Consider the following 21,419-nt stretch of genomic DNA (forward strand, 5'->3'; position numbering starts at 1 on the left):
ACACTCGATAGGAATCAGAAAAGGCCCCATGAAGTAACAAACGGTGTGCCCGCCCCGCAACACGCCGAGCGGACACACTTTTTGCTACTTAACCCGAAAAGGCGACCTACACCAGTGGTGTAGGTCGCCGCTGGGTCAAAACCGGACAGGCCCGGCCACTACCCGGCCACTACCCCACTACTCTGCTACTCCACTACTGCTACAAGCTCTGCACCGAGCTCCTTGGCTTCCTCCGGGGACAGTTCCACCACCAGGCGCCCACCACCATCTGCGGGGACGCGCATTACAATCTTCTTGCCCTCTTTAACTGCCTCCAGCGGACCATCACCGGTACGCGGCTTCATTGCTGCCATGTGAACTCCTTCGTTCTAAGACAATGTCGATGCAGGAGACGACCAGCCACCCCAGCTCGGCTGTGGTAGCCAGGAGATTGACAATCCCGGTTCAAGACCTCGGTCTACGACCCCGGCTCAAGATCCCGGTTTAGAATCCCTGTCGGCATTTTCGACTACTTCTCTTCATCATAGTCCTTTGTTTCACGCAGCGGCATGGGTGAAGCGCCTCAAACTACGCCCCTTACACCAGCCCACGCACCGGATGCAGTGGCGCAAAATCACCGGAAATAGCCAGAGTCATACGGCAAACATCAAGGGTTTCGGACACCTGATGCGAACGGAACACCGCAACGCCGGCAGCTGCCGCATGGGCGGTCGCAGCCAAGGTGCCGGGCACACGCTGCTCGACCGGGCGGTCCAAAGTCTCACCGACGAAGTCCTTATTCGACAGCGCCATGAGCACCGGCCATCCTGTAGCCACGAGCTCATTGCAGCGCCGCAGAAGTTCGAGGCCGTGGTAGGTGTTCTTGCCGAAGTCGTGGGTGGGATCGATGAGGATGCGGTCCTCCGGCACGCCAGCGTCCACTGCCCTCTGGGCGAGCTTGCCGGTTTCTGAGATGACATCGTCCACGACGTCGTCGTAACGCACGCGAACCGGATTGGTGCGTGGCAGTGCTCCACCGGTGTGTGAGCAGACGTAACCCATCCCGTGGGCGCCAGCGACTTCCAGCAGCTCCGGGTCATGGCCTGCCCAAGTGTCGTTGATGAGGTTGGCGCCAGCTTTGATGGCGGCCTCCCCGACTTCGGCGCGCCAGGTGTCGACGCTGATGTGCAGGTCAGGATAGCGCTCGCGGACCTTCGCGATGGTCGGCACCACGCGCTCAATCTCCTCGGCAACAGTTACTTCCGCACCGATACCAGCCTTGACGCCGCCAATATCGACAATGCCTGCGCCGGTAGCTACAACTTCGTCGACGCGAGCAAGCGCGGCCTCCTCCGCAGCCGTTGCGCCACGGTCATAGAAGGAATCCGGGGTGCGATTGACGATGGCCATCACCGTCGGCACCGCGGAGTCCTGATAGAAACTCCGCACAGCGTCTTACCTCTCGCTGAAGCGACGGACTCGGCGGAGCTTTTCGGGAACGTCAGAGGTCGGCTCGCACTCTTCCATCAACTTTTCGTGCGCGGCCTCGATGTACTCGACCGCTTCTTCAATGGAGTCGGTGACCAGGAAAAGGTCCATATCAGTCGGAGAAATCAGCTCCATGGCCACCAGTTTCTCGCGCATCCAATCGACCAGCCCCGACCAGAACTCAGTGCCCAGCAGCACGATTGGGTGATTTTCCACCTTCTCGGTCTGCACCATCACCAGTGACTCAAAGAGTTCATCGAGCGTGCCGAATCCACCCGGCAGACAGATAAACGCCTGCGAGTACTTCAGGAACATGGTCTTGCGAACGAAGAAGTAGCGGAAGTTCATGCCCAGGTCGACCCAGTCATTCAAGTGCTGCTCGTGCGGCAGCTCAATGCCCAGCCCAATGGAAAGGCCGTCGGCGTCGTAACAGCCGCGGTTGGCGGCTTCCATGATGCCCGGGCCGCCACCAGTGATGGTCGCGTAACCCGCCTCCGCCAGTGCTTTGCCCAGGTCGAAGCCCCACTGGTAGTACGGGCTGTCCTCTGGCAAACGAGCCGAACCATACACCGTCACCGCCGGCGGAATCTCCGCCAACGCACCAAAGCCGTCAACGAATTCCGATTGAATGCGCAGCACACGCCAGGTGTCGTTGTGCAGCCAGTCCGTGTTCGGATTGTGTGACAACAGCCTGCGGTCGGTCGTAGACGCCTGCGGTTCGCCCGCCTGTCGGATTGCGATTGGGCCGCGGAGTGCGCGGCGCTTAGCTGGGGACGGAGTACGTACAGGTTTCATAACCTCACAATGTATGCCAGCAATGACATACGCGCACCCGCTCAGCGAGGGCAGGGTGTGACTCTAGGCTCACTCAGCCACCGGCGCGGTGGTCAAGTACCGCCGCAGGTCCTCCCACAGTGCCGTAATGCACTCGACCGGAATCTGCTCGTCCTTCTTGTGGCAGTACGCTGGGTCACCAGGGCCAAAGTTCACCGCAGGAATGCCGAGCTCCGAAAAACGCGCCACATCGGTCCACCCAAACTTGGGCTTTACGACGTCGCCTGCGACCGCAACCAACTCCTTCGCAGCAGCCGCATGCAGTCCCGGCAGTGCCCCAGGGCTCGCATCCTCGACATCGACGGTGAGGTCCTCGGCCGCAAACTCGTCGAGTCCCAGCACCTCGCGGAAGTGTGCCATGGCCTCATCGGCGCTGCGGTTGGGCGCGAATCGGAAGTTGACTCGCAGCACCGCCTCGTCGGGAAGCGTGTTGGTGGCAACCCCGGCCTCCAGCCAGACGACGTTGAGCCCTTCGCGGTAGGCCAAACCGTCGATATCCACAGTCTGCGGTTCATAGGCGGCAATGCGTGACAGCACCGGTGCTAACTTGTGCACGGCATTGTCGCCGAGCCATGCCCGAGCCGAGTGTGCACGTGTGCCGTGCGCGGTCAGACGCAGGCGGATAGAGCCCTGGCAGCCGGCTTCGATGACATTGCCGCTGGGCTCGCCCAGCAGAGCGACATCGCCAGCCAAAAGCTCCGGATGCGACTCACTCAAGTGCCGCAACCCGTTGAACTCCGCGGCGATTTCTTCGCATTCGTACATGATGAGTGTCAGGTCGCGCTGCAACTCCTGGCTTGCCGCCAGCGTCGCAAAAGCATGCAGGTAGACTGCGTCACCGCTTTTCATATCCACAGTTCCGCACCCAAAGAGTGTGTCTCGCCCCTGCGCGTCTACCCCACGCGTCGAGGGCACATTGTCCGCAGTCGGCACCGTATCCAGGTGTCCTGCCAAAATCACGCGCTGCGGCAACCCCCGATGGGTCCGCGCAATCACGTTGTTGTCAATGCGCAGGACCTCAATCGACTCATCTGCCTGCGCGACCTCACGCAATGCCGCCTCGACGGCATCCGCAATCGCGGTCTCATTGTGGGACACCGATTCGATGTCCACCAGTGCCGCCGTGAGGTCTACAGGATCTTGGAGCAGATTTAACTTCGATTTCACATCAATTAAGCGTACAAACCATTGTGCGCCAGCGAAACCAGAATTTTGTGATGAATATGCGCCGCACGACCATTGATCGCATCTCCATTGGCAGGCGCGCCACCGCCGAGGAACAGCGCCAGCTCATGCGGTTCGGCGGAGGTCACACCAATTCTCCCCTCCGCCGGGCGCTTGAGCCCATCAGCCACCTCAAAGACCAGGGTTTTCGCTCCTTCCGGGAGAGTTTGGGCAATGATTGCCTCCGGAGTTTCGCTTGCCGACGACCCCAGCGCCCGCTCCTCCCCTGCAGAATCGGTCGCCTCTCCGTTTCCGCCATCCTCCTCGACAACGCCCGCGCCGGGACCATAGACCACAGCTACACGGGAGCCATAGACCGCAATTACCGGACGCAGCTCATTCGTGCTGACAATCACCGTAGAACCGGCCAGCGGCTTACAGACGGCCGCGACAATCTTGGCCGTTGCATGTGGCAGCTGCACTGGGGTGGGATCGATGTCTCGTCGATAAGCAGGACGAAGCGTTTCGGCGACATCGCCCAGCTCATCGCGCTCCCACATCGGCAGGGCATCGATGCGTGCCTGCTGATCGCGGTTCTTGCGCTCCAGCAAAAGGCGGGCAATCATGCCACCGCCGAGCCCCACCGCGATGGCAACTGCGATAACCAGCACAAGACGGTTCGGCGCAATGAGCGCAACCACTGCGGCGATAGCCACACCGACTGCGCCAATTGGCATTGCTCGCGGCGGCAAAACGAAACCAAAGAAGCTGGCTACGGCGAGAATCCAAGCACTCAGCAGTGCGAATCCGACATAGAAGACCACCGGCAGGGACAGGACGAAGCCGAGTCCGAGCACACTAACAGCAATGATGAGGCTCACTAAGAACCACTGCTTCATTTTCTGTGTGCTTTCAAGGCCAGCTAGGGGCATAGTTCATCCTTCCGCGAAGATTCCTTAAAGAGATACTAATATTAAGAATCATGATTACATCTGGTGCTGTCGCTACGGGAATCGCCAACATCGCAATGGACGGTACAGTTCTCGATACTTGGTTTCCCGCACCTCAGTTAAGCGATGAGGTCGTAGAATCGAGCACTCACCGGCTCGGCGCCGCTGATCTGACCCCACAGTTGCTTCGTCAGGTGATTTTGGACGAGGATCGCCGCGTGGAGCAGGTGGCAGTGCGCACGTCCATTGAGGATTTGTCCAAGCCTGCTGTCGACCCGCACGATGCCTACCTGCGCCTGCATTTGCTCTCCCACCGCCTGGTCAAGCCGCACCAGCTAAACACCAAGGGGCTCTACGAGCTACTCCATGTGGTGGCGTGGACCAATAAGGGGCCATGTCTGCCGGACAACTTCGAGCAACTGCGCACCCACTTGCGCGTCCGCGGTCTGATTCACGTCTACGCCATCGACCGCATGCCGCGCATGGTCGATTATGTGCTGCCCGCCGGTGTGCGCATTGCAGAGGCCGAGCGCGTGCGGTTGGGCGCTTACTTGGCACCGGGTACGTCCGTACTGCGCGAGGGATTTGTCTCGCTGAACTCGGGCACTCTGGGCCCATGCAAGATTGAGGGACGTCTATCCTCCGGTGTCGTCATTGGCGCGCACACGAAGGTGGGACTGTCGGCCTCCATCATTGCCGCTCATGACGATTCCGGTCAGCGTAAGCCGCTCACGGTTGGCGAGCGCTGCCACATCGATATCGCGGCCGGCACCGTCGGCGTCAGCCTCGGCAATGACTGCATTATTGACCGAAGCATCCTCATTGCCCCCGATACGCCCATCGATGTCCCCGCGGAGAACCGCCGTATTCAGGCATGGGAAATTTCGGGCCGCGACAACATGCACTTCTACCATCACCCGGACCACTCGGCGGTGTGCGTCCGCCGCACGGAACGCCCGGGCAATGACGAAGGTGCCGCTGCTTTCGCTCAGCTTGCCGACGTGCCGGATGAGCTGGCCGGATAACCTACTTTCGGTGCTCGTGAAGGCACATTAGTTGACCCCAAAACGGTGAATGGGGGTAAACCCGTAATACGGTTATTGCCCCTGTTATCAGCGAGGTAATGTTTGCGACATGACCGAATCGCAAATTACCTCCACCTCCGGCGAGACAGCTCAGCTGGGCAAGGGGCTGCAGGTTCGACACCTGACCATGATGGGTCTTGGCTCCGCAATCGGTGCCGGTCTTTTCCTTGGTACGGGCGTCGGCATTAAGGCAGCTGGCCCGGGTGTTCTAGTTTCCTATGTCATCGCTGGCTTCATTGTCGTCCTCGTCATGCAGATGCTCGGCGAGATGGCCGCTGCCCGCCCGACACCGGGTAGCTTCTCCACCTATGCCGAGATGGCCTTTGGTTCCTCGGCTGGCTTTGTCCTCGGCTGGCTCTACTGGTTCATGCTCATCATGGTGCTCGGCGCTGAAATTACCGGTGCCGGTGCCATCATGGGTGCGTGGTTCGGTATTCCGGGCTGGATTCCAGGCCTGATCTGTGTTGTCTTCTTCGCTGTAGTGAATTTGGCGAATGTGCGCGGTTTCGGCGAGTTCGAGTTCTGGTTCGCGTTCATCAAGGTCGCGGTGATTATCGCGTTCCTGGTCATTGGCGTTCTTCTTTTCTTCGGTCTGCTGCCAGGCACCAGCTTCGTCGGTACGACGCATATTGCCGAGTCCGGATTCCTCCCGAATGGCGTGTCCGGCATTGCCGCTGGTCTGTTGGCCGTGGCCTTCGCTTTCGGCGGTATCGAGATTGTCACGATTGCCGCTGCTGAGGCTGAAGATCCGCAGCGTTCCATCGCTGCTGCTGTCCGCTCGGTAATCTTCCGCATCTCTGTGTTCTACCTGGGCTGCGTGGCCGTCATCATCCTGCTGTTGCCGTACTCCCAGATTGACGGCGCTGACTCCGCAGCTGAGTCGCCGTTCACCCAGGTTCTGAAGCAGGCGAACATTCCGGGTGCCGTTGGCTTCATGGAGGCCATTATCGTTCTGGCGCTGCTGTCCGCGTTCAACGCTCAGATTTACGCAACCTCTCGCCTGGTCTACTCGATGTCCACCCGCGGTGAGGCACCGCGCTTCTTCGCCCACACCAATGAGGGCGCAGTTCCGAACCGTGCGGTCATCATGTCGATGGTCTTCGCCTTCGTCTCCGTTGGCCTGCAGGTTGTCTTCGACGGCTCGAGCGTCCTGGTCTTCCTGCTGAACGCTGTCGGCGGCTGCTTGCTGGTGATCTGGCTGGTCATCGCCCTGTCCGAGATTAAGCTGCGCCCGCAGATGGAGGCCAACAACGAGCTTTCCGTTCGCATGTGGGCCTACCCGGCACTGTCCTGGGTAGCGGTCATCCTAATCCTGGGCCTCGCTGTTGGCATGCTCACCGATCCTGGTGCTCGCCAGCAGGTTATCGCCGTTGTGTGTGTCACTGCGTTCCTCGCGGTACTCGCTGCACTGACTAAGAAGAGCCGCACCGCGGCCCGCGCGGCTCTCGAGTCCAGCGATAGCAACTAGCCGTTAGCAACTGACTGCAGGGCCTAACCACCCTGCTACCCCTATCCGAACATTTCCTTGCTACACATTTGCGGAACACTTTTCATAGATAGGGATATGCCGGTAGCCTGTTTTCCATGAAATTTGGAGCACAAGCTACCGGCATTGCCACTTTTAACAACGATACTGTTCTCGACGTCTGGTTCCCCGCCCCCAAGCTCATCGAAGAGGGTGCGGCAACCTCCACCACGACCGGAACCATCGACGCCGACGCACTGCCCGAAGATTTCACCTACCTCGCAGATTTGGCCGTAGCCGATGCGGACCGCGGCACCACCCGCCGTCTGGTCACAGCTACCATCGCTTCACTCGATGACGCACCAGTCGACACCATCGATGCCTACCTGCGCCTCCATCTGCTGTCCCACCGCCTGGCCACCCCCAACAGCATCAACCTGGACGGCATCTTCGGCAAGCTCAACAATGTGGTGTGGACGAATTTTGGCCCCTGTGCTGTCGAAGGCTTCGAGGTAACCCGAGCCAAGCTGTCGCGCCGCGGGCCTGTCACCGTCTACTCCATCGATAAATTCCCCCGCATGGTCGACTACGTCACTCCCACCGGAGTCCGCATCGGTGACGCTGACCGCGTGCGCCTTGGAGCCCATCTCGCAGAGGGCACCACAGTCATGCACGAGGGCTTCGTCAACTTCAACGCAGGCACGCTTGGGCACTCCATGGTGGAAGGCCGTATCTCTCAGGGGGTCGTCGTCGACGACGGCTCCGATATCGGCGGTGGTGCGTCCATCATGGGCACACTATCCGGTGGAGGTAAGGAAGTTGTGTCCGTCGGCAAGCGATGCCTACTCGGTGCGAACGCTGGACTCGGAATCTCGCTCGGCGATGACTGCGTACTCGAAGCCGGGCTCTACATCACTGCCGGCACCAAGTGCCTCGTTGCCCTAGACGGTGTGAAGAAGACGCTCAAGGCCCGCGAGCTCTCGGGCGGATCGAATATGCTCTTCCGCCGCAACTCGCTCTCTGGTGCAGTCGAGGTTGTGCCGTGGGCTGCTGAAAAGGTGAAGCTCAGCGCAGAGTTGCACGCTAACTAAGGGGTGGTCGGCACGTCTGCCGGGGCCGCGATATTCCGCGCGCTCCGGTAGGCACGTCGCTCACCAGTGACGGGGTCGACAAAGGCCAGCGCGGTCGCCGTCAATCGCAACTGCGGCGTGTACTTTGGCACGCCACTCGCGCTTGCCGACGGCCCCTGCGCCCCCGCTTCCCGGCCATAGGTATCCTCACCGAGAATGGGATAGCCTAGCCAGTCCAACGTCGCCCGCAGCTGATGCGTGCGGCCCGTATGGGGCTGTAGCCGCCAGCGCCCCACCTGCATGCGGCTGCCGCAATGCCCACAACCACAGCCGACTGCGTGCAGCGGAATGCTGGCGCTGGTCACACCACCGCCATGGCTGTTCGCCAGCACATCGCCGATGTCCGCTGCTACCGGGCCGAGAAAAGTCACGGTTGTGCGTGCGAGCTTGAACTTGGGATTCTTCGCGGCAGCGCGAGCGGAATCGTCGGTCTCCACGACTTTTACTCCGCGCCCCGCAGGGTTGGGATCGAGCAGAAGCGTGACATCCCTGGTTTCCCCCACATGCCAATCATCGGGCATCACGGTGAGGCATTCGTATTCTTTGGTGATTTCCTGGTTTTGGAAAAGCTGCTGGTAGCGCGCACGGGTAGCCGGATTCCGGGAAAGCAACAGCAGCCCACTGGTCAGCAGATCCAGGCGGTGAACGGCCACTATCTCCGGTTCCCCGAGACTACGTCGCAGTCGCTCCTGCACGGTATTGGCCACGATGCGGCCATTGGGAGTCGCCGGCAGAAAAGGTGGCTTGTCTACGACCAGAAACTCATCGGTGTCGGCCACAATTGCCGGCTCAAAGGGGATGTACTCCTCGCGCTCGTGAGCGGCGGCATCGACTTGCGCTGCCTGACGGTTCTTCTCAAGGCCCCACCACGCATCTCGGTTGCCTGCGGCACGTCCCACGGCACACTCCCTTTTTTATGATTTGGTCTATGCCGATGTCGGCACCGTTTGCAGCATTCGGCCTACTAGAGCCAGCACATCTGGCCGGGGCTAGCCGCGAATACGCGCCGCCGCCACTTCGATGTCGCTGAGCGTCGCTGTGAGCCCCACTCGCACGTGCTGCACACCCTTGGGGCCGTAGAAGCTACCCGGCGCGACCAGGATGCCGCGTTCGGCCAGCCAATCAACCGTCTGCCAGCAGTCTTCCCCGCGAGTAGCCCACAGATAGAGCCCGCCCTCGGAGTCGTCGATACGAAAACCTGCGGCTACCAGAGCATCGCGCAGAATTTCACGGCGGTCACTGTAGCGCTGCTTTTGTTCGGCCTCGTGGGAGTCGTCGTTAAGCGCGGCGATCGTGGCGTGCTGGATGGGTCCCGGCATCATCAGCCCCATGTGACGGCGCACGGAAACCAGCTCGGCGATGAGGTCCGCGTCGCCGGCGAACCAGCCGGTGCGGTACGACGCCATGTTCGACGTCTTGGACAGCGAGTGAATAGCCAGCAGGTTGGTGAAATCACCGTCGCACACTCGCGGGTCGAGAATACTGACTGGCTGTTCAGTCCAGCCGAGCCCCAGGTAGCACTCGTCAGAGGCAACAATGACGTCCCGAGCACGCGCCCACTCAACCACCTTGCGCAGGTGTTCAACACCGAGGACCTTGCCGTTGGGGTTGCCCGGGGAATTGATGAACATCAGCGTCGGCGAGGCGGGGCCGATTTGCGTCAGCGAGTCCGCACGCAGCAGCTCAGCGCCTGCGATGCGAACGCCGACCTCGTAGGTGGGATATGCCAGCTCGGGGATGACGACGGTGTGCCCCGCGCCTACGCCGAGGAGAAAGGGCAGCCAGCCAATTGCTTCCTTGGTGCCGATGACCGGAAGCACATTGCTACCGTTGACCGCTGAACCCAGTCCCGTCACGCCGTAGCGCCGCGCCATTGCTGCAACAATCGCCGCGCGTAGCTCAGGCGTGCCGACGGTCTGAGGGTAACCCGGTGCGGCAGCGCCTTCGGAAAGGCCCTGCCGGATTATCGGAGCGACTTCATCGACCGGTGTGCCGACCGAGAGATTGACCATGCCCTCTTCATGCGCAGCCGCAGTGGCTTTCGCCTGCGTGAGAGAATCCCACGGAAACTGAGGCAAAAGAGAACCGGGAGTTACGCGCTTACGGGCAGCTGACATGGGCGGTGATGAAGTCCTTCCCGGGAAAAGAAATAGGTTTAGTCCTCTGTGGTTTTAGTCTTCTGCCTGCGGCGGCAGAGCTGCCACGAATGGCACATCGAAGTCCTGGGGGCCGAGCTTGGCGGCACCGCCCGGGGAACCCAGCTCATCGAACCAGTCGACATTGGCATCGATGAATTCAACCCACTCATCCGGAACATCGTCCTCGTAGAAGATGGCCTCGACTGGGCAGACCGGTTCACAAGCGCCGCAGTCCACGCACTCATCAGGATGAATGTAGAGCATGCGCTTGCCCTCGTAAATACAGTCAACCGGGCACTCTTCAACACAGGCACGGTCGAGGACGTCAACACATGGCTGGGCAATGATGTAAGTCATGGTTTTAGGTTTAAGAACCTTTCTCACAAGATATGGGATGAGGCTTTCGCTATCTGTCGATTATGCCGTTCCGACGAGAAACAGAGCAAAATAGACAGAGCGGTATATTCAGATTGGAGTCTACACCCAACGTGGGTGTTGTTATCAACTGGCTCCAGAAAGGGCCACATTGATGCGGGCCTGCCCTGCATCAATTCCTCACCGTCTCCTGCAGTATCCGCTGCGGTTTTCGCTAGAGTGCCCGCAGATGGCGCAGTGGCCAGGCACCGCCCAGCACACCGCAAACAAGCAGCAGCACTGTTCGCAACCACTGCCCCATTGCCAAATCACCACCGAAGGGCAGAACTGCCCACAGCAGAATGCCTGCAAAACCCAGCACCCAGATGACAGTCGGAATTGCAGCTTTGGAGCGATCACGAGTCCACAGCAACGCTGTGTTGGTAATGATCAGATTGGCAATATAGGCCAGCGGAATGGTCCACGGCAACGGAATAGCAACCGAGCCGATGGTAATCCACGCTCCGAGGAAAACTACTTCAATCACCAACGCTGCCAACGCAGCCAGCGACAGCCAGACCAGCGCTACCGTGACCTCGCCCTGATGGAAATTCTCGCGCGGCTGCGAACGTTCCGGATTCCCCCAATAGCGCTCATCCCCGAATGTGCGCTTTTCAATACTCAAGCGCTCGTTCTTCAACTTTCCGCCAGCAGCGTTAATCAAGTCTTCGCTTTCGTGAGGCTGAGGGTTACTCATCGTCCGCACTCCCCTCCGCTTCCAAATCCACACTCGGTACAGAATCGACGCTCGCTACCGGCTCTGGCAGTAATTGGATATTCACCAGCTCCCCCAGCTCTTCCAGGGACGCAGCGGTCGCCGTACCAAAACGGTATGCCTCAATCGGTGTCACCGGCTGACACAGCAAATTGGAAAACGCCCAGACGGCTCGCGCACGACCAGAGCCGTCGGTCTGCCCATAGACAGCATCAGGATTGACCTCGCTGACGGAACCATCGGCGAACCACACTTGTGTCGCATGCGCGCGCATGGCCTCAACCTTGGCCGCCACAGCGGCATCATCCAGCTGAACCTCGAAATGGCCGGTCACGGTAGCGAAGTCGTCGACATCGCATGCCTGCCAGATTTCCGGCACCACGGTAATGGCATCCAGTCCCGCCGCCATTGCCTCACGATCGGTGACCGCCCACAGCGTCGGATAGCGATTTCCGCACGCCGCGACAGTGATATCGTGTGCGCGAATGTGGTCCGGGTGCCCATAGCCACCATCGGCATCGTAGGTAATGACCAGATCTGGCTGCAGCTCATCGAGGATGGTGCGAAGCTGGGCGACCGCCTCATCGCCTGAGTTCACGAACGCACGGGGATGCTCATTGCCCTTGTCCCCTGCCATACCGGAGTCACGCCAACGCCCAGCACCACCGAGGAAACGCGGCACATTGTCCGGGCCATTGGCTCCCAGCGCACGCAGCGCCGAGCGCAACTCGGCGACGCGGAAACCTCCCAACTGGTCAGCTTCATCAGCAACTAGCCCTTGGTACGGCGCGCCGATGACCTCTCCCAGCTCGCCCATCGTGCAGGTCACTACGCTTACCGACGCTCCGGAGCGCGCGGCAGCCGCAATCAAACCACCTGTCCAAATGGACTCGTCATCTGGATGTGCGTGAACAAAAAGTAACTTCACGGGCTTTCTTACTTCCCCTTGTTCTCCTGGTCGGCGTTATCGCGGACTTCTTGGTTCTGACCCGAACCGTCCTGCTCAGTATCTTCGCGCGGATTATCTCCCGGTTGAGAATTCTCCGACGATTCTCGAGTCCCGCTTTGCGTCGCGACTCGGCGAACCTCGCCCAGAACACCGAGGCGGCCCAACACTGGGTCATCAGTCCACTGCGAAGAGTCCTTCCGTCCGGTAATTGTAATTTCCGGGCTGACGACCGTCAGCAGGCCGTCTTTCACCAAGGTCAGCTCGATGCTGTGGCCAGCAATGATATCGGCGAGTTCAGCGGGCAACACAGAACTGTCGGGAGCGAGCAGCTCATCAACCTGCGGGTCACAAAGGCCGGAGAGATTCTCGCTCCGAGCAGCCGATCTCGGAGCGACAGGTACTCCATTTAGGTCAGCCGGTTCCGCTGAGGTAGAAGATGTGGACCGTTCAGACGGTGTCGTCCCGTCCAGCGAGCTCTGCTCTTCAGCGCTCTTTCCCCGGTCTTCACTTGGTGCAGGTTTTGTCGAACTGTCAACGCCCTCAGACTCAGACTCGGATTCTGACTCAGACTCGGTAGCCGACTCTGCGCCTGCTTCATCCAAGTCCTTCGGCGGTAGCGAACTGATCGAGCCTTCCGTACACGCATAGCGTTCCCGGGCCGCCTGGACGGAATTGGGCTGCTCTGCCCATGCCACCACGGCATCGACGGTTCCGTAGGGCAACGAAGACCGCAGCATGTCCGCCGGAGAATACGAAACAACGGTGGCGGGGATACCAGCTGCAGTCAACTGGTCAGCGACCGCAAAAGCCGCAGCGCGTGCCGCTATACCGTCGCTAATGATGCCGATTCGTAGCGGATTGTCCTCGGTAAATCCGGCCTGAGGTGCCTCGGATTTCTCCTGTTCACCACCGTCACCAGAACCCCCCGCGATTCGGCGTCCGGTGGCCACCTCTGAGACCTGTGCAACGTTGATGGTGCGCAGAATGGCCCGGCGGACGGACTCGTCGGCAAGCCTGCTCGACGCGAGGTTGGTACTGAAAACCAGTTCCCGGTTGGGCTCATGGAAGAACTCAGCAACACCGGGGACCAGACCGTACGTCAGCTCAGAGGTCTCCGTCGGACGGACCTGCACGGCCTGGATCTGCCTCGACCGCAGTTGCTCCGCACCATCGATGGCACTACGCATGGCACGCAGCGTAATAACCTCCGAGGCTGCTGGCTGCTCACCCCAGTAGCGGTCATTTCGAACCAGTCGAATGATGTTGCGGCCGACATCCATCGACTCGACGGTGTACTGCCCACCGGAGGCCGGGAAACGGCTGGCCAGCCCTTCGGAAAAACCATCAGTGTTCGACCGCATCAAATGCGCTGGCAAGAGATGTGCAAACAGGCGCTGCCAATGCGTAATCGGCTGAGTGAACGTCACATCAATCTGACGGCCACCGTCGGAGACATCAATGGATTTAATCAGCTCATAAGTCGCCGTATCCAGCGATCCTGGCGTGGACGTGACTTGGGAAAATAGGTAGCGGAAGTCCTCGCCACTGATTGGCGTGCCATCGCTCCACTGCGCCCCTTTTCGAATGCGGTAGCGGACATGCTCTGCCGCTACCGTCGGATCCGTGATGTCAACATCGGCCGCTTTCCCGTTTCCAGCTCCGTTTCTGGCGTCACCGTCTTTGCTGTCATCACTCTCGATGACCTGCACGGAATCCAGCAAGTCGGAGTTGAGCAGCCATTGGGGAGCTCCTGCCGAGCGAGCATTGGCAGCGTTATCCACCACTCCGGGAGCTTGCGCGGAGGCACTGGCGTCACCAGCCTCGCCCTCAACCGGCGCAGGGGTAAAAACACTAGGCAGTGTCAGTCGCGCTACCAGGCTGGTCACCGGGGAGACGTCGGCAAGCAAATGCGGATTGAAACCTTCGACAAACTCGTCGACACCGACCGTGACTTCACGCATCTTTTTGGCTTGGTCAGCGGTGTCTTCCTGTTGCACCGGCGCTTCCTGCTGCCCGGGCACAGTCGGAGCGTCCGACGGGCGAGCCATGCACGAAGACGCCAAAGCCGCCGTCACGCAGAGTGTCGATGCTACGAAAAATCGACGAGAAGCTGCGTGACGACGGCTGCGAATAAACATATTCACGAGATTACTCGACACCTGGCCGAGTCAGTTACCCCGAGACTGGTTTTCAGGTGGCTCAGTCCCCTAGCAACCCGAATTACTTCTTATTCATGGCCTTCGCGCGGGAACGAGCGCGAGCGCGATCGGTGGCGCTGAGGATCTGCTTGCGTACGCGAATGCCCTCCGGGGTGACCTCAACACACTCGTCAGCGCCACAGAACTCCATAGCCTCATCGAGGGAAAGCTTGTGCGCCTTCTCCAGAGTCACGGTCGCATCAGCCGAGGCTGCGCGCATATTGGTCAGCTTCTTTTCCTTGGTGATGTTGATGTCCATGTCCTCATCACGCGGATTCTGACCAACGACCATGCCCTCGTAAGCCTGGTCACCCGGCTCGACGAAGAAGGTACCGCGGTCAGAAAGCTGAATCAGCGCGTAAGCGGTGATCTGGCCGGTACGGTCAGCCACCAGAGATCCCGTCGGACGGTCCTTAATCTCGCCTGCCCACTCGCCGTAGCCGGCCGAGTAGTGATTGGCGATACCGGTGCCCTTGGTCTCCGTCATGAAAGTAGTGCGGAAGCCAATCAGACCGCGGGACGGAATGAGGAACTCCATGCGCACCCAACCGGTGCCCTGGTTACCCATCTGCTCCATGCGCCCCTTACGAGCCGCCATCAGCTGAGTGACAGCACCCAGGTGCTCTTCTGGAACATCGATGGTCAGGTGCTCGTACGGCTCCTGAACCTTGCCGTCGACGGTCTTAGTAACAACCTGCGGCTTACCGACGGTCAGCTCAAAGCCCTCACGACGCATAGTTTCAACCAGAACGGACAGCGCCATTTCACCACGACCCTGCACCTCCCAGGCATCCGGGCGCTCGGTCGGCAGCACGCGCAGTGAGACGTTACCAATCAGCTCCTGGTCCAGGCGGGCCTTGACCATACGAGCGGTCAGCTTATCGCCGCCACCCTGGCCTGCCAGTGGCGAGGTGTTCACGCCGATCGTCATGGAAATAGCCGGCTCATCGACCAGGATGCGCGGCAACGGGTCCGGGTGCTCGACATCACAGAGAGAGTCACCGATCATGACCTCGTCGATACCGGAGATAGCGGCGATGTCACCTGCAATGGCCTCTTCAGCAGGAACGCGGGTCACGTCGACGGTACGCAGCAGCTCCGCGACCTTCGCGTTCTTGACATGCTCATTGCCCTCGGAGTCGTAGTGAATCCACGAGATCTGCTGTCCCTTGCGGATACGGCCCTTGTGAATACGAATCAGACCAATTCGACCGAGGAAGGAGCTGGAGTCCAGGTTGGTAACCTGCGCCTGCAGCGGGGCATCAATCTCAGCGGACGGCTCCGGGAGCACCTCGGTGATGACGTCGAACAGCGGCTGCAGGTTCTCGGACTCCGGCAGGTTGCCGTTACCCGGGTTCTCGGTCGAAGCCTTACCGGCACGACCAGAGGCATAGAGTACCGGCAGCTCAAGGTTACGCTCAGCGACCTCAGCAGCTTCCGGGTCTTCCAGGGTGGAGGCTAGCTCGAGCAGCAGATCCTGTGCTTCCTCGACAACCTCGTCGATACGTGCATCTGGGCGGTCAGTCTTGTTGACGACAATGATCACCGGCATGCAGGCAGCAAGCGCCTTGCCCAGGACGAAGCGGGTCTGTGGCAGCGGACCTTCAGAGGAGTCAATCAGCAGCACGACACCGTCAACCATGGACAGTGCGCGCTCCACCTCGCCACCAAAATCGGCGTGACCAGGGGTGTCAATGACGTTGATGATGAGATCTTCGCCGTTCTTGCCCTCACCTTTTCGGCGAATAGCGGTGTTCTTCGCCAAGATGGTGATGCCCTTTTCCTTTTCAAGGTCACCAGAGTCCATCACTCGGTCTGCAACTTCTTCGTGGTCGCTGAAAACGCCGGACTGCTCCAGCATGGCGTTCACGAGAGTGGTCTTGCCATGGTCGACGTGTGCGACAATGGCGACATTACGGAACTCGGTATCGCTCACAGGCGGATAGCTCCTAACAAGCTAAGAGGACTAAAAGAAAAAAGATACGGCCTTGCCCTAAAGGACTGTCTTTACGACTGCCTTTAACGCCCCGCATCAACGCGTAATAAAGCGTTCTACAGTGTACTCCTTCTTAATGCCCCTGCACATCTGGCAGAGATTCTCGCAACCCCGAGCACCTATCCGTCATGCAAAGTGGCACTGCCGCGCCACCCTTAGGGATAAATTACCCCCTTACTGCACCCCCGCTTTACCGACAGCCATAACGGCATATCCGCCAGCGCCACAACGCTTCACGACGGCAATCTCTCAGCCCACCATGTGATAGATGTGACCAAATGCCATAGTTGTAACCCCACGGGATGAGACTTGACTTCACCCGCTTACACACTGCGAAACACCATTAACCCCATACATACGCATTTCGCCTCAATTTTCACAATCATCTCGTTCTACATCAAAAATCACTCTAATTAACTTGCGACACGCGGGAATCCGTGCGTTAATCTCCTGAGAAGATTCTGAACATTTCTTTTTCAAATCTTTCCATTTCACGTTGGAGTCGTTCTAAGATGAGCAACGATTCCGAAATTTTGATTCCGACTCCAATAGCCCACGAATGAGAGGTTCTTCACCGTGGTTTCGACTGGACGATCCTTCCTGCGCCGTGCCGCAGCGACCTTGGGTGCAGCTGCAATTCTCACTGCGGGCATGACTCCCGCCGCTTCTGCTTCCCCGTCGCTGGACTCCCTGAACATCGCTTCGCCGAATCTCTACGGCAACGCGCGCGACATCATTAACTCCCCAGGCGTTCCTGAGGAAATTTCCAGCGCACTGAACAAGGGAATTGACTTCCTGACTGGTGAGGGCGAGGGCGAGCCGGGCTTCAAGGTTCCGGAAGGTGCCCCGAAGACCAACCAGTTCCTGCTGCCTACTGTTGCCGACAAGTGCATCGGCGGCGAAGGTCGTTCCTTCGGCCTGGCCACTACCGTTCCGGGCCCGGCAGACCTGCCTCTGCCAGGTGTTCCAGAAAACCAGCTTGGCTTCATTTTCACTGGCCTGGGCACCAAGCAGCTGGCTAAGCAGCAGGACACTGAGATGAATGTCTACTGGGTCAACGTTGCTAACGGCAAGTACGGCAAGACCACCCTGGAGAACAACGGCATCAACGCCGAGGAGGGCCCGGGCGCTGTCAACGGCACCGCTGACACGGGCAAGGGCGTGGTCATCGCTGTCATGCAGGGCGGTATCACCACTCAGGAAGAGTCTGGCGCGACCAACTGCAACTACACCCCGACCGCCGGTGTCTTCCCGGTCGGCCTGAACTAAGTTTTTCTAGTTCTCCCCTAGCCCTTTTTGCATCGCGTATGCAGAAAGGGCTTTTCTATGCCCAAAAAAGCAGCCCCCACACGTTAAGGTATTCGCATGTCCACTTCACCGGCTACTTCGGCTTCGACCGCGGCAGCTCCTGCGCTCTCCCCAATTCGCTCGAGTCAGGACACACATCCTCCGAAAGTCGAGACCTTTGACCTACGTGAAATGGTCAACACCGACCCCAAGGGCTTTCGGCGCAATGTCGACGAGTTCCGACCTCTCACACCCAGCCGCCTCTATATGCGCCGTGGGATGGATCATTCAAAGTTTGGATATCTTGAGTCATTCCTGCTTGCCGACGAAGGGTTGCGCATCAGCATTTATCACTTCCGTCCGGGCGTGAAGGTGCAACACCAACGCTACGTCGATATTGTCAGCATCGACCGAACTGATCCGCAGTGCTGGCGTATGACCGATTTGTACCTCGACATCCTGCAGGCACCGACCGATCCTGAGGCCATAGCTCCCCTACCTGTCGATGCGGCCACGCAGATTCGAGTTGAAGATGTCGACGAGCTCGTCGCGGCCCACACTCAAGGGCTGATTAGCGATGAACTCACCGAATTCGCTATCGAGACCACGCTGACTGCACGCGCCGCAATCGCTGCACACGGTGACAACATTGATGCGTGGATGCAGACTTTGAACCTCGATGCGACGTGGGCTGATGCTGTTGAGCTTTCGCCCGCAGCTTAAAATGACCACCTCAACAAGGAGTACCGCCCGTGTTCGATAACTTAACCGGCCCCATTCCTCCCGCCGGCCCTGATAGCAATGCGATCATCAAAGCCGTCCGAGCAGCATTTACCTCCTACTTTGAAGAGTCCAACCCCGGCGAAGCCCAGCTGACCTTCCTTGGCTCTGCGCCACTGAAGATGCTGCGCTTCGGACCTGACACAGACCGGATTGTCACCTATGCAACACTGGGTTGCAGTGCCGAGGCGATGCAAGATCCGTCCGCAATGGTGGTGGACACCAACTCTGGCCCGCGTGCCGAGCTCATCTTGCCTATTCGTGGTGGACTGGACGAAGTCATCCGCCCGCTGGGTATTCTTGCCGCTTCCCCAAGCATCGAAGGCCTCATCCTCACCGAGGGGGCACTAATCGACTTCGGCCAGCCACTGTGGGATCAGTCGCGCTTCACCGGTTTTGTGCTGCTCAAGGCAGAAATCCCGCCGGTCGCGGTGGAAGAAACCGAAGTCACAATCTTCCAGCCGGTCCCAGCCACGACCAACGAATTTGCCCTTGCTCGGGCTAAGGGCGTTGACGAACTGCGTCGCGTGTGGGAAACCCAAGGTGTCGACTTCACCGACCCGCACCGCACCAGCGCTGTATAAAAGTTAGCTTGTGTGATGGTTGCCGGTTATCTGCTCGTCGGCAAGCGATAAGTTCAACCTAGCAGTGACGTTTCGCGCCGCGACAGCGTGGTTTAGAGTGTGGAGTTATGGCAGTCAATTCGGCTAAAGACGTTCCTTTCCATGCGGCGCAGTCCTTTCGGTGGTGGCGGCTGGCGGTATATGTTTACGTCCCAGCGCTAATCCTCACCGTGGTCAGTTCCCTATTGAAATGGGACGCGACTGTTACGGAAGCGGCAAAGGCCAACAACATCGAGGTTTCTGCTGCTCAGACCAGCTTGGCCGTGAGCTTCGCGTTTGCGATTCTCGCGCAGACGGCAACGGCGATTGCGTGCTGGTGGCTTGCTGGCAAACTCCTTGAAGGATCGACTGCAGCGCGCACGGTGCTGTCCGTGGCGGCGGCAGTTTTTGTCATTAATGCATCAATGACGCTGGTCGGAACGATTTCCCAGGTACGCTCCGGAGACTCGTCGGCGCTCGGTTTGATTACAGCTGGCCTGCTGATCGTTGCCTCTATCATCGCCGCAACGGCAACCGCCCAGTCCTACCGCGGCGAGCGAAACCAGAAGTTCTTTGTGACGACGTAGGCAGCTCTTAAAGGTTTGGGTGGGGCGGGGATGCCATCCAGGGCCTCCGCCGTCCGCTTTAGGTCGGCGTACATTTTAGGTATGCCCACTAATACTGAGAGCGCCAGAAACATTTTGAATGGTCTCGCGTCCACCCAATCCCAGCGCGAGGAACTGTACAAATATTTCCACCAGCACCCTGAGCTTTCCATGCAGGAGCAGAGCACTGCAGACCGGATTATTCAGGAGCTCGAAGCTTCGGGTATTTCCACACATCGCATCGGAGACACCGGCGTCGTTGCCATCATTGAGAACGGTGCCGGGCCGATTGTAGCTATGCGCGCAGACATTGATGCGCTACCGGTGAAGGAGACTTCCGGCAAAGATTACGCCTCCACAGCAACGCAGATTGATGAAAAGACCGGCACAGAGGTCCCCGTCGCCCACGCTTGTGGCCACGATTTCCACCTGATGTCTTTGCTCACAGCGCTGCAGGCTTTCAACGAAAACCTTGATCAGTGGTCTGGCACATTCATCGGTATCTTCCAACCCGCTGAAGAAACCGCCGAAGGTGCACGCGCAATGCTGGCGGCAGATCTGGAGAGGGCTATTCCGCGTCCCGATGTTTATCTCGGTCAACACGTACTAGCTAGCTTGCCCGGCGGTTATGTGGGAACTCGCCGCGGGCCTGTTCTCTCCTCTGCATTCTCGGTCAAGGTCACTGTGCACGGTAATGGCTCCCATGGATCCATGCCGGAGCTCAGTGTCGATCCCGTTGTCTTGGCATCCACTATTGTGATGCGTCTTCAGACCATTGTCTCGCGTGAGATAGCGGCCACCGAGACCGCAGTGGTGACCGTTGGCGCGATTCAGGCGGGAACTAAGTCCAACATCATCCCTGACTCCGCAGAGCTGCTCATCAATACTCGTGCCTACAACAGCGCCGTGACCGAACACCTCAAAGAGGCAATCGAGCGCATTGTACGAGCAGAATGCGTTGCTGCCCGCAGCCCTCAAGACCCGGAGTTCACTTACTACGACCGCTATCCCCTCACGAATAATGACGGGGATGCCACGAATACTGTGCGTGAGGCATTCGACGCGTACTTCGGTGAAGAAGTCTCCGACTTGGACGCAGTGCCCGCCTCTGAAGATTTCTCAATCATCCCCGATGCGCTTGGAGTGCCATATACATACTGGGGGCTCGGCGGCTTCGCGGATGAGAGCAGCGCCGTTGGCAACCATAACCCAGCTTTCGCCCCGGACCTCCAACCCACTCTTGACCGGGGCGCAGAAGCAATCGTTGTAGCTGCCTGTGCTTGGTTGGCGAAATGAGGGTGTGATTAGCGAGGCTGATGCGTGCGGCTGCAGGCGAGCTGGTGGATGGTGTAGTGCCGGACTCGTGCGGGACTCGTGCCGGACTCGTGCGGGGCTCGTGCGGGACGGCCGAAAAACCGGGGGTTAAGAGAAAAGTAGACCCCGGTGCACGCCGATTGGACACGCTTCTTGCTACTTAACGCAAAATTTACGGGCTGCAAATGTGAAACTGTGTGAGTTTATGACACTTTGAAGCCGTTTTTCGGGGGTAGGTTCAGGCGGTGAATGCATCACCACTTTCGACCAGGAGAAGTAGTGAAGCAAACCCGCCGAACGAAATACAGTGCCATCAAACCCATTGC

At 59.2% G+C, this 21,419-nt stretch carries 20 protein-coding genes; 8 read left to right on the plus strand and 12 right to left on the minus strand.

What is annotated here, in order from left to right; genetic code table 11:
• Nucleotides 1-185 precede the first annotated feature (185 nt).
• The 5 genes from AB1Z34_RS10445 to AB1Z34_RS10465 all read right to left on the minus strand — a co-directional run bounded on the left by AB1Z34_RS10445 (nucleotide 186) and on the right by AB1Z34_RS10465 (nucleotide 4,364).
• The gene (locus tag AB1Z34_RS10445) at nucleotides 186-353 is read right to left on the minus strand and encodes a DUF3117 domain-containing protein (RefSeq protein ID WP_005509573.1); all 168 of its coding nucleotides are present in this window, start codon (nucleotides 351-353) and stop codon (nucleotides 186-188) included.
• A gap of 223 nt (nucleotides 354-576) precedes the next feature.
• Nucleotides 577-1,389, minus strand: coding sequence for a dihydropteroate synthase (folP, locus tag AB1Z34_RS10450; RefSeq protein WP_070652962.1), 813 nt, complete (start codon nucleotides 1,387-1,389; stop codon nucleotides 577-579).
• A gap of 45 nt (nucleotides 1,390-1,434) precedes the next feature.
• Nucleotides 1,435-2,262 carry a TIGR00730 family Rossman fold protein gene (locus AB1Z34_RS10455; RefSeq protein ID WP_048732866.1) on the minus strand — a complete coding sequence of 276 codons (828 nt, stop codon included), beginning with the start codon at nucleotides 2,260-2,262 and terminating at the stop codon, nucleotides 1,435-1,437.
• A 69-nt stretch (nucleotides 2,263-2,331) separates the two neighbouring features.
• Nucleotides 2,332-3,468, minus strand: a complete 1,137-nt coding sequence (dapE, locus tag AB1Z34_RS10460; RefSeq protein WP_070546834.1) for a succinyl-diaminopimelate desuccinylase — start codon at nucleotides 3,466-3,468, stop codon at nucleotides 2,332-2,334.
• 5 nt (nucleotides 3,469-3,473) lie between these two features.
• Nucleotides 3,474-4,364 carry a hypothetical protein gene (locus AB1Z34_RS10465; protein WP_246821858.1) on the minus strand — a complete coding sequence of 297 codons (891 nt, stop codon included), beginning with the start codon at nucleotides 4,362-4,364 and terminating at the stop codon, nucleotides 3,474-3,476.
• An 83-nt stretch (nucleotides 4,365-4,447) separates the two neighbouring features.
• On the opposite strand from AB1Z34_RS10465, the gene AB1Z34_RS10470 reads away from it, so the two are divergent.
• The 3 genes from AB1Z34_RS10470 to dapD all read left to right on the plus strand — a co-directional run bounded on the left by AB1Z34_RS10470 (nucleotide 4,448) and on the right by dapD (nucleotide 8,056).
• Nucleotides 4,448-5,440, plus strand: a complete 993-nt coding sequence (locus tag AB1Z34_RS10470; RefSeq protein ID WP_049193666.1) for a succinyltransferase — start codon at nucleotides 4,448-4,450, stop codon at nucleotides 5,438-5,440.
• 124 nt (nucleotides 5,441-5,564) lie between these two features.
• A complete protein-coding gene (locus tag AB1Z34_RS10475; protein WP_284797377.1) occupies nucleotides 5,565-6,968 on the plus strand; it encodes an amino acid permease in 1,404 nt (467 codons plus the stop codon).
• 116 nt (nucleotides 6,969-7,084) lie between these two features.
• Nucleotides 7,085-8,056 (plus strand): 2,3,4,5-tetrahydropyridine-2,6-dicarboxylate N-succinyltransferase, encoded by a 972-nt coding sequence (gene dapD / locus AB1Z34_RS10480; RefSeq protein WP_187400436.1) that lies wholly within the window; start codon nucleotides 7,085-7,087, stop codon nucleotides 8,054-8,056.
• Here the strand turns inward: dapD and AB1Z34_RS10485 are convergent.
• From AB1Z34_RS10485 to typA, 7 genes are all read right to left on the minus strand, one after another.
• The gene (locus AB1Z34_RS10485) at nucleotides 8,053-8,994 is read right to left on the minus strand and encodes a pseudouridine synthase (RefSeq protein WP_284797343.1); all 942 of its coding nucleotides are present in this window, start codon (nucleotides 8,992-8,994) and stop codon (nucleotides 8,053-8,055) included. The genes dapD and AB1Z34_RS10485 overlap by 4 nt on opposite strands.
• Nucleotides 8,995-9,084: 90 nt before the next feature.
• Nucleotides 9,085-10,212, minus strand: coding sequence for a succinyldiaminopimelate transaminase (dapC, locus tag AB1Z34_RS10490; RefSeq protein WP_284797340.1), 1,128 nt, complete (start codon nucleotides 10,210-10,212; stop codon nucleotides 9,085-9,087).
• A 54-nt stretch (nucleotides 10,213-10,266) separates the two neighbouring features.
• On the minus strand, nucleotides 10,267-10,590 hold the full coding sequence (gene fdxA, locus AB1Z34_RS10495; protein WP_005509435.1) for a ferredoxin: 324 nt from the start codon (nucleotides 10,588-10,590) through the stop codon (nucleotides 10,267-10,269).
• Between the two features lie 232 nt (nucleotides 10,591-10,822).
• A complete protein-coding gene (locus tag AB1Z34_RS10500; protein ID WP_049172726.1) occupies nucleotides 10,823-11,344 on the minus strand; it encodes a hypothetical protein in 522 nt (173 codons plus the stop codon).
• A complete protein-coding gene (gene mshB, locus AB1Z34_RS10505; RefSeq protein WP_101687659.1) occupies nucleotides 11,337-12,290 on the minus strand; it encodes an N-acetyl-1-D-myo-inositol-2-amino-2-deoxy-alpha-D-glucopyranoside deacetylase in 954 nt (317 codons plus the stop codon). The genes AB1Z34_RS10500 and mshB overlap by 8 nt, the downstream gene beginning before the upstream one ends.
• An 8-nt stretch (nucleotides 12,291-12,298) precedes the next feature.
• The gene (locus AB1Z34_RS10510) at nucleotides 12,299-14,449 is read right to left on the minus strand and encodes an ABC transporter family substrate-binding protein (RefSeq protein ID WP_367158325.1); all 2,151 of its coding nucleotides are present in this window, start codon (nucleotides 14,447-14,449) and stop codon (nucleotides 12,299-12,301) included.
• Between the two features lie 82 nt (nucleotides 14,450-14,531).
• The gene (gene typA / locus AB1Z34_RS10515; protein WP_284797337.1) at nucleotides 14,532-16,445 is read right to left on the minus strand and encodes a translational GTPase TypA; all 1,914 of its coding nucleotides are present in this window, start codon (nucleotides 16,443-16,445) and stop codon (nucleotides 14,532-14,534) included.
• Nucleotides 16,446-17,081: 636 nt separating this feature from the next.
• Between typA and AB1Z34_RS10520 the strand changes: the two genes are divergently transcribed.
• From AB1Z34_RS10520 to AB1Z34_RS10540, 5 genes are all read left to right on the plus strand, one after another.
• On the plus strand, nucleotides 17,082-17,774 hold the full coding sequence (locus AB1Z34_RS10520) for a hypothetical protein (RefSeq protein ID WP_070603252.1): 693 nt from the start codon (nucleotides 17,082-17,084) through the stop codon (nucleotides 17,772-17,774).
• 96 nt (nucleotides 17,775-17,870) lie between these two features.
• On the plus strand, nucleotides 17,871-18,515 hold the full coding sequence (locus AB1Z34_RS10525; RefSeq protein WP_284797336.1) for a DUF402 domain-containing protein: 645 nt from the start codon (nucleotides 17,871-17,873) through the stop codon (nucleotides 18,513-18,515).
• Between the two features lie 29 nt (nucleotides 18,516-18,544).
• On the plus strand, nucleotides 18,545-19,156 hold the full coding sequence (locus tag AB1Z34_RS10530) for a suppressor of fused domain protein (protein ID WP_048732905.1): 612 nt from the start codon (nucleotides 18,545-18,547) through the stop codon (nucleotides 19,154-19,156).
• A 107-nt stretch (nucleotides 19,157-19,263) separates the two neighbouring features.
• Nucleotides 19,264-19,761, plus strand: coding sequence for a hypothetical protein (locus AB1Z34_RS10535; RefSeq protein ID WP_048732907.1), 498 nt, complete (start codon nucleotides 19,264-19,266; stop codon nucleotides 19,759-19,761).
• Nucleotides 19,762-19,842: 81 nt separating this feature from the next.
• Nucleotides 19,843-21,075 (plus strand): amidohydrolase, encoded by a 1,233-nt coding sequence (locus AB1Z34_RS10540; RefSeq protein WP_367158326.1) that lies wholly within the window; start codon nucleotides 19,843-19,845, stop codon nucleotides 21,073-21,075.
• Nucleotides 21,076-21,419: the final 344 nt, after the last annotated feature.

It is taken from the genome of Corynebacterium sp. 045007 (assembly GCF_040743205.1).
GTDB classification, from domain to species: Bacteria; Actinomycetota; Actinomycetes; order Mycobacteriales; family Mycobacteriaceae; genus Corynebacterium; species Corynebacterium jeikeium_D.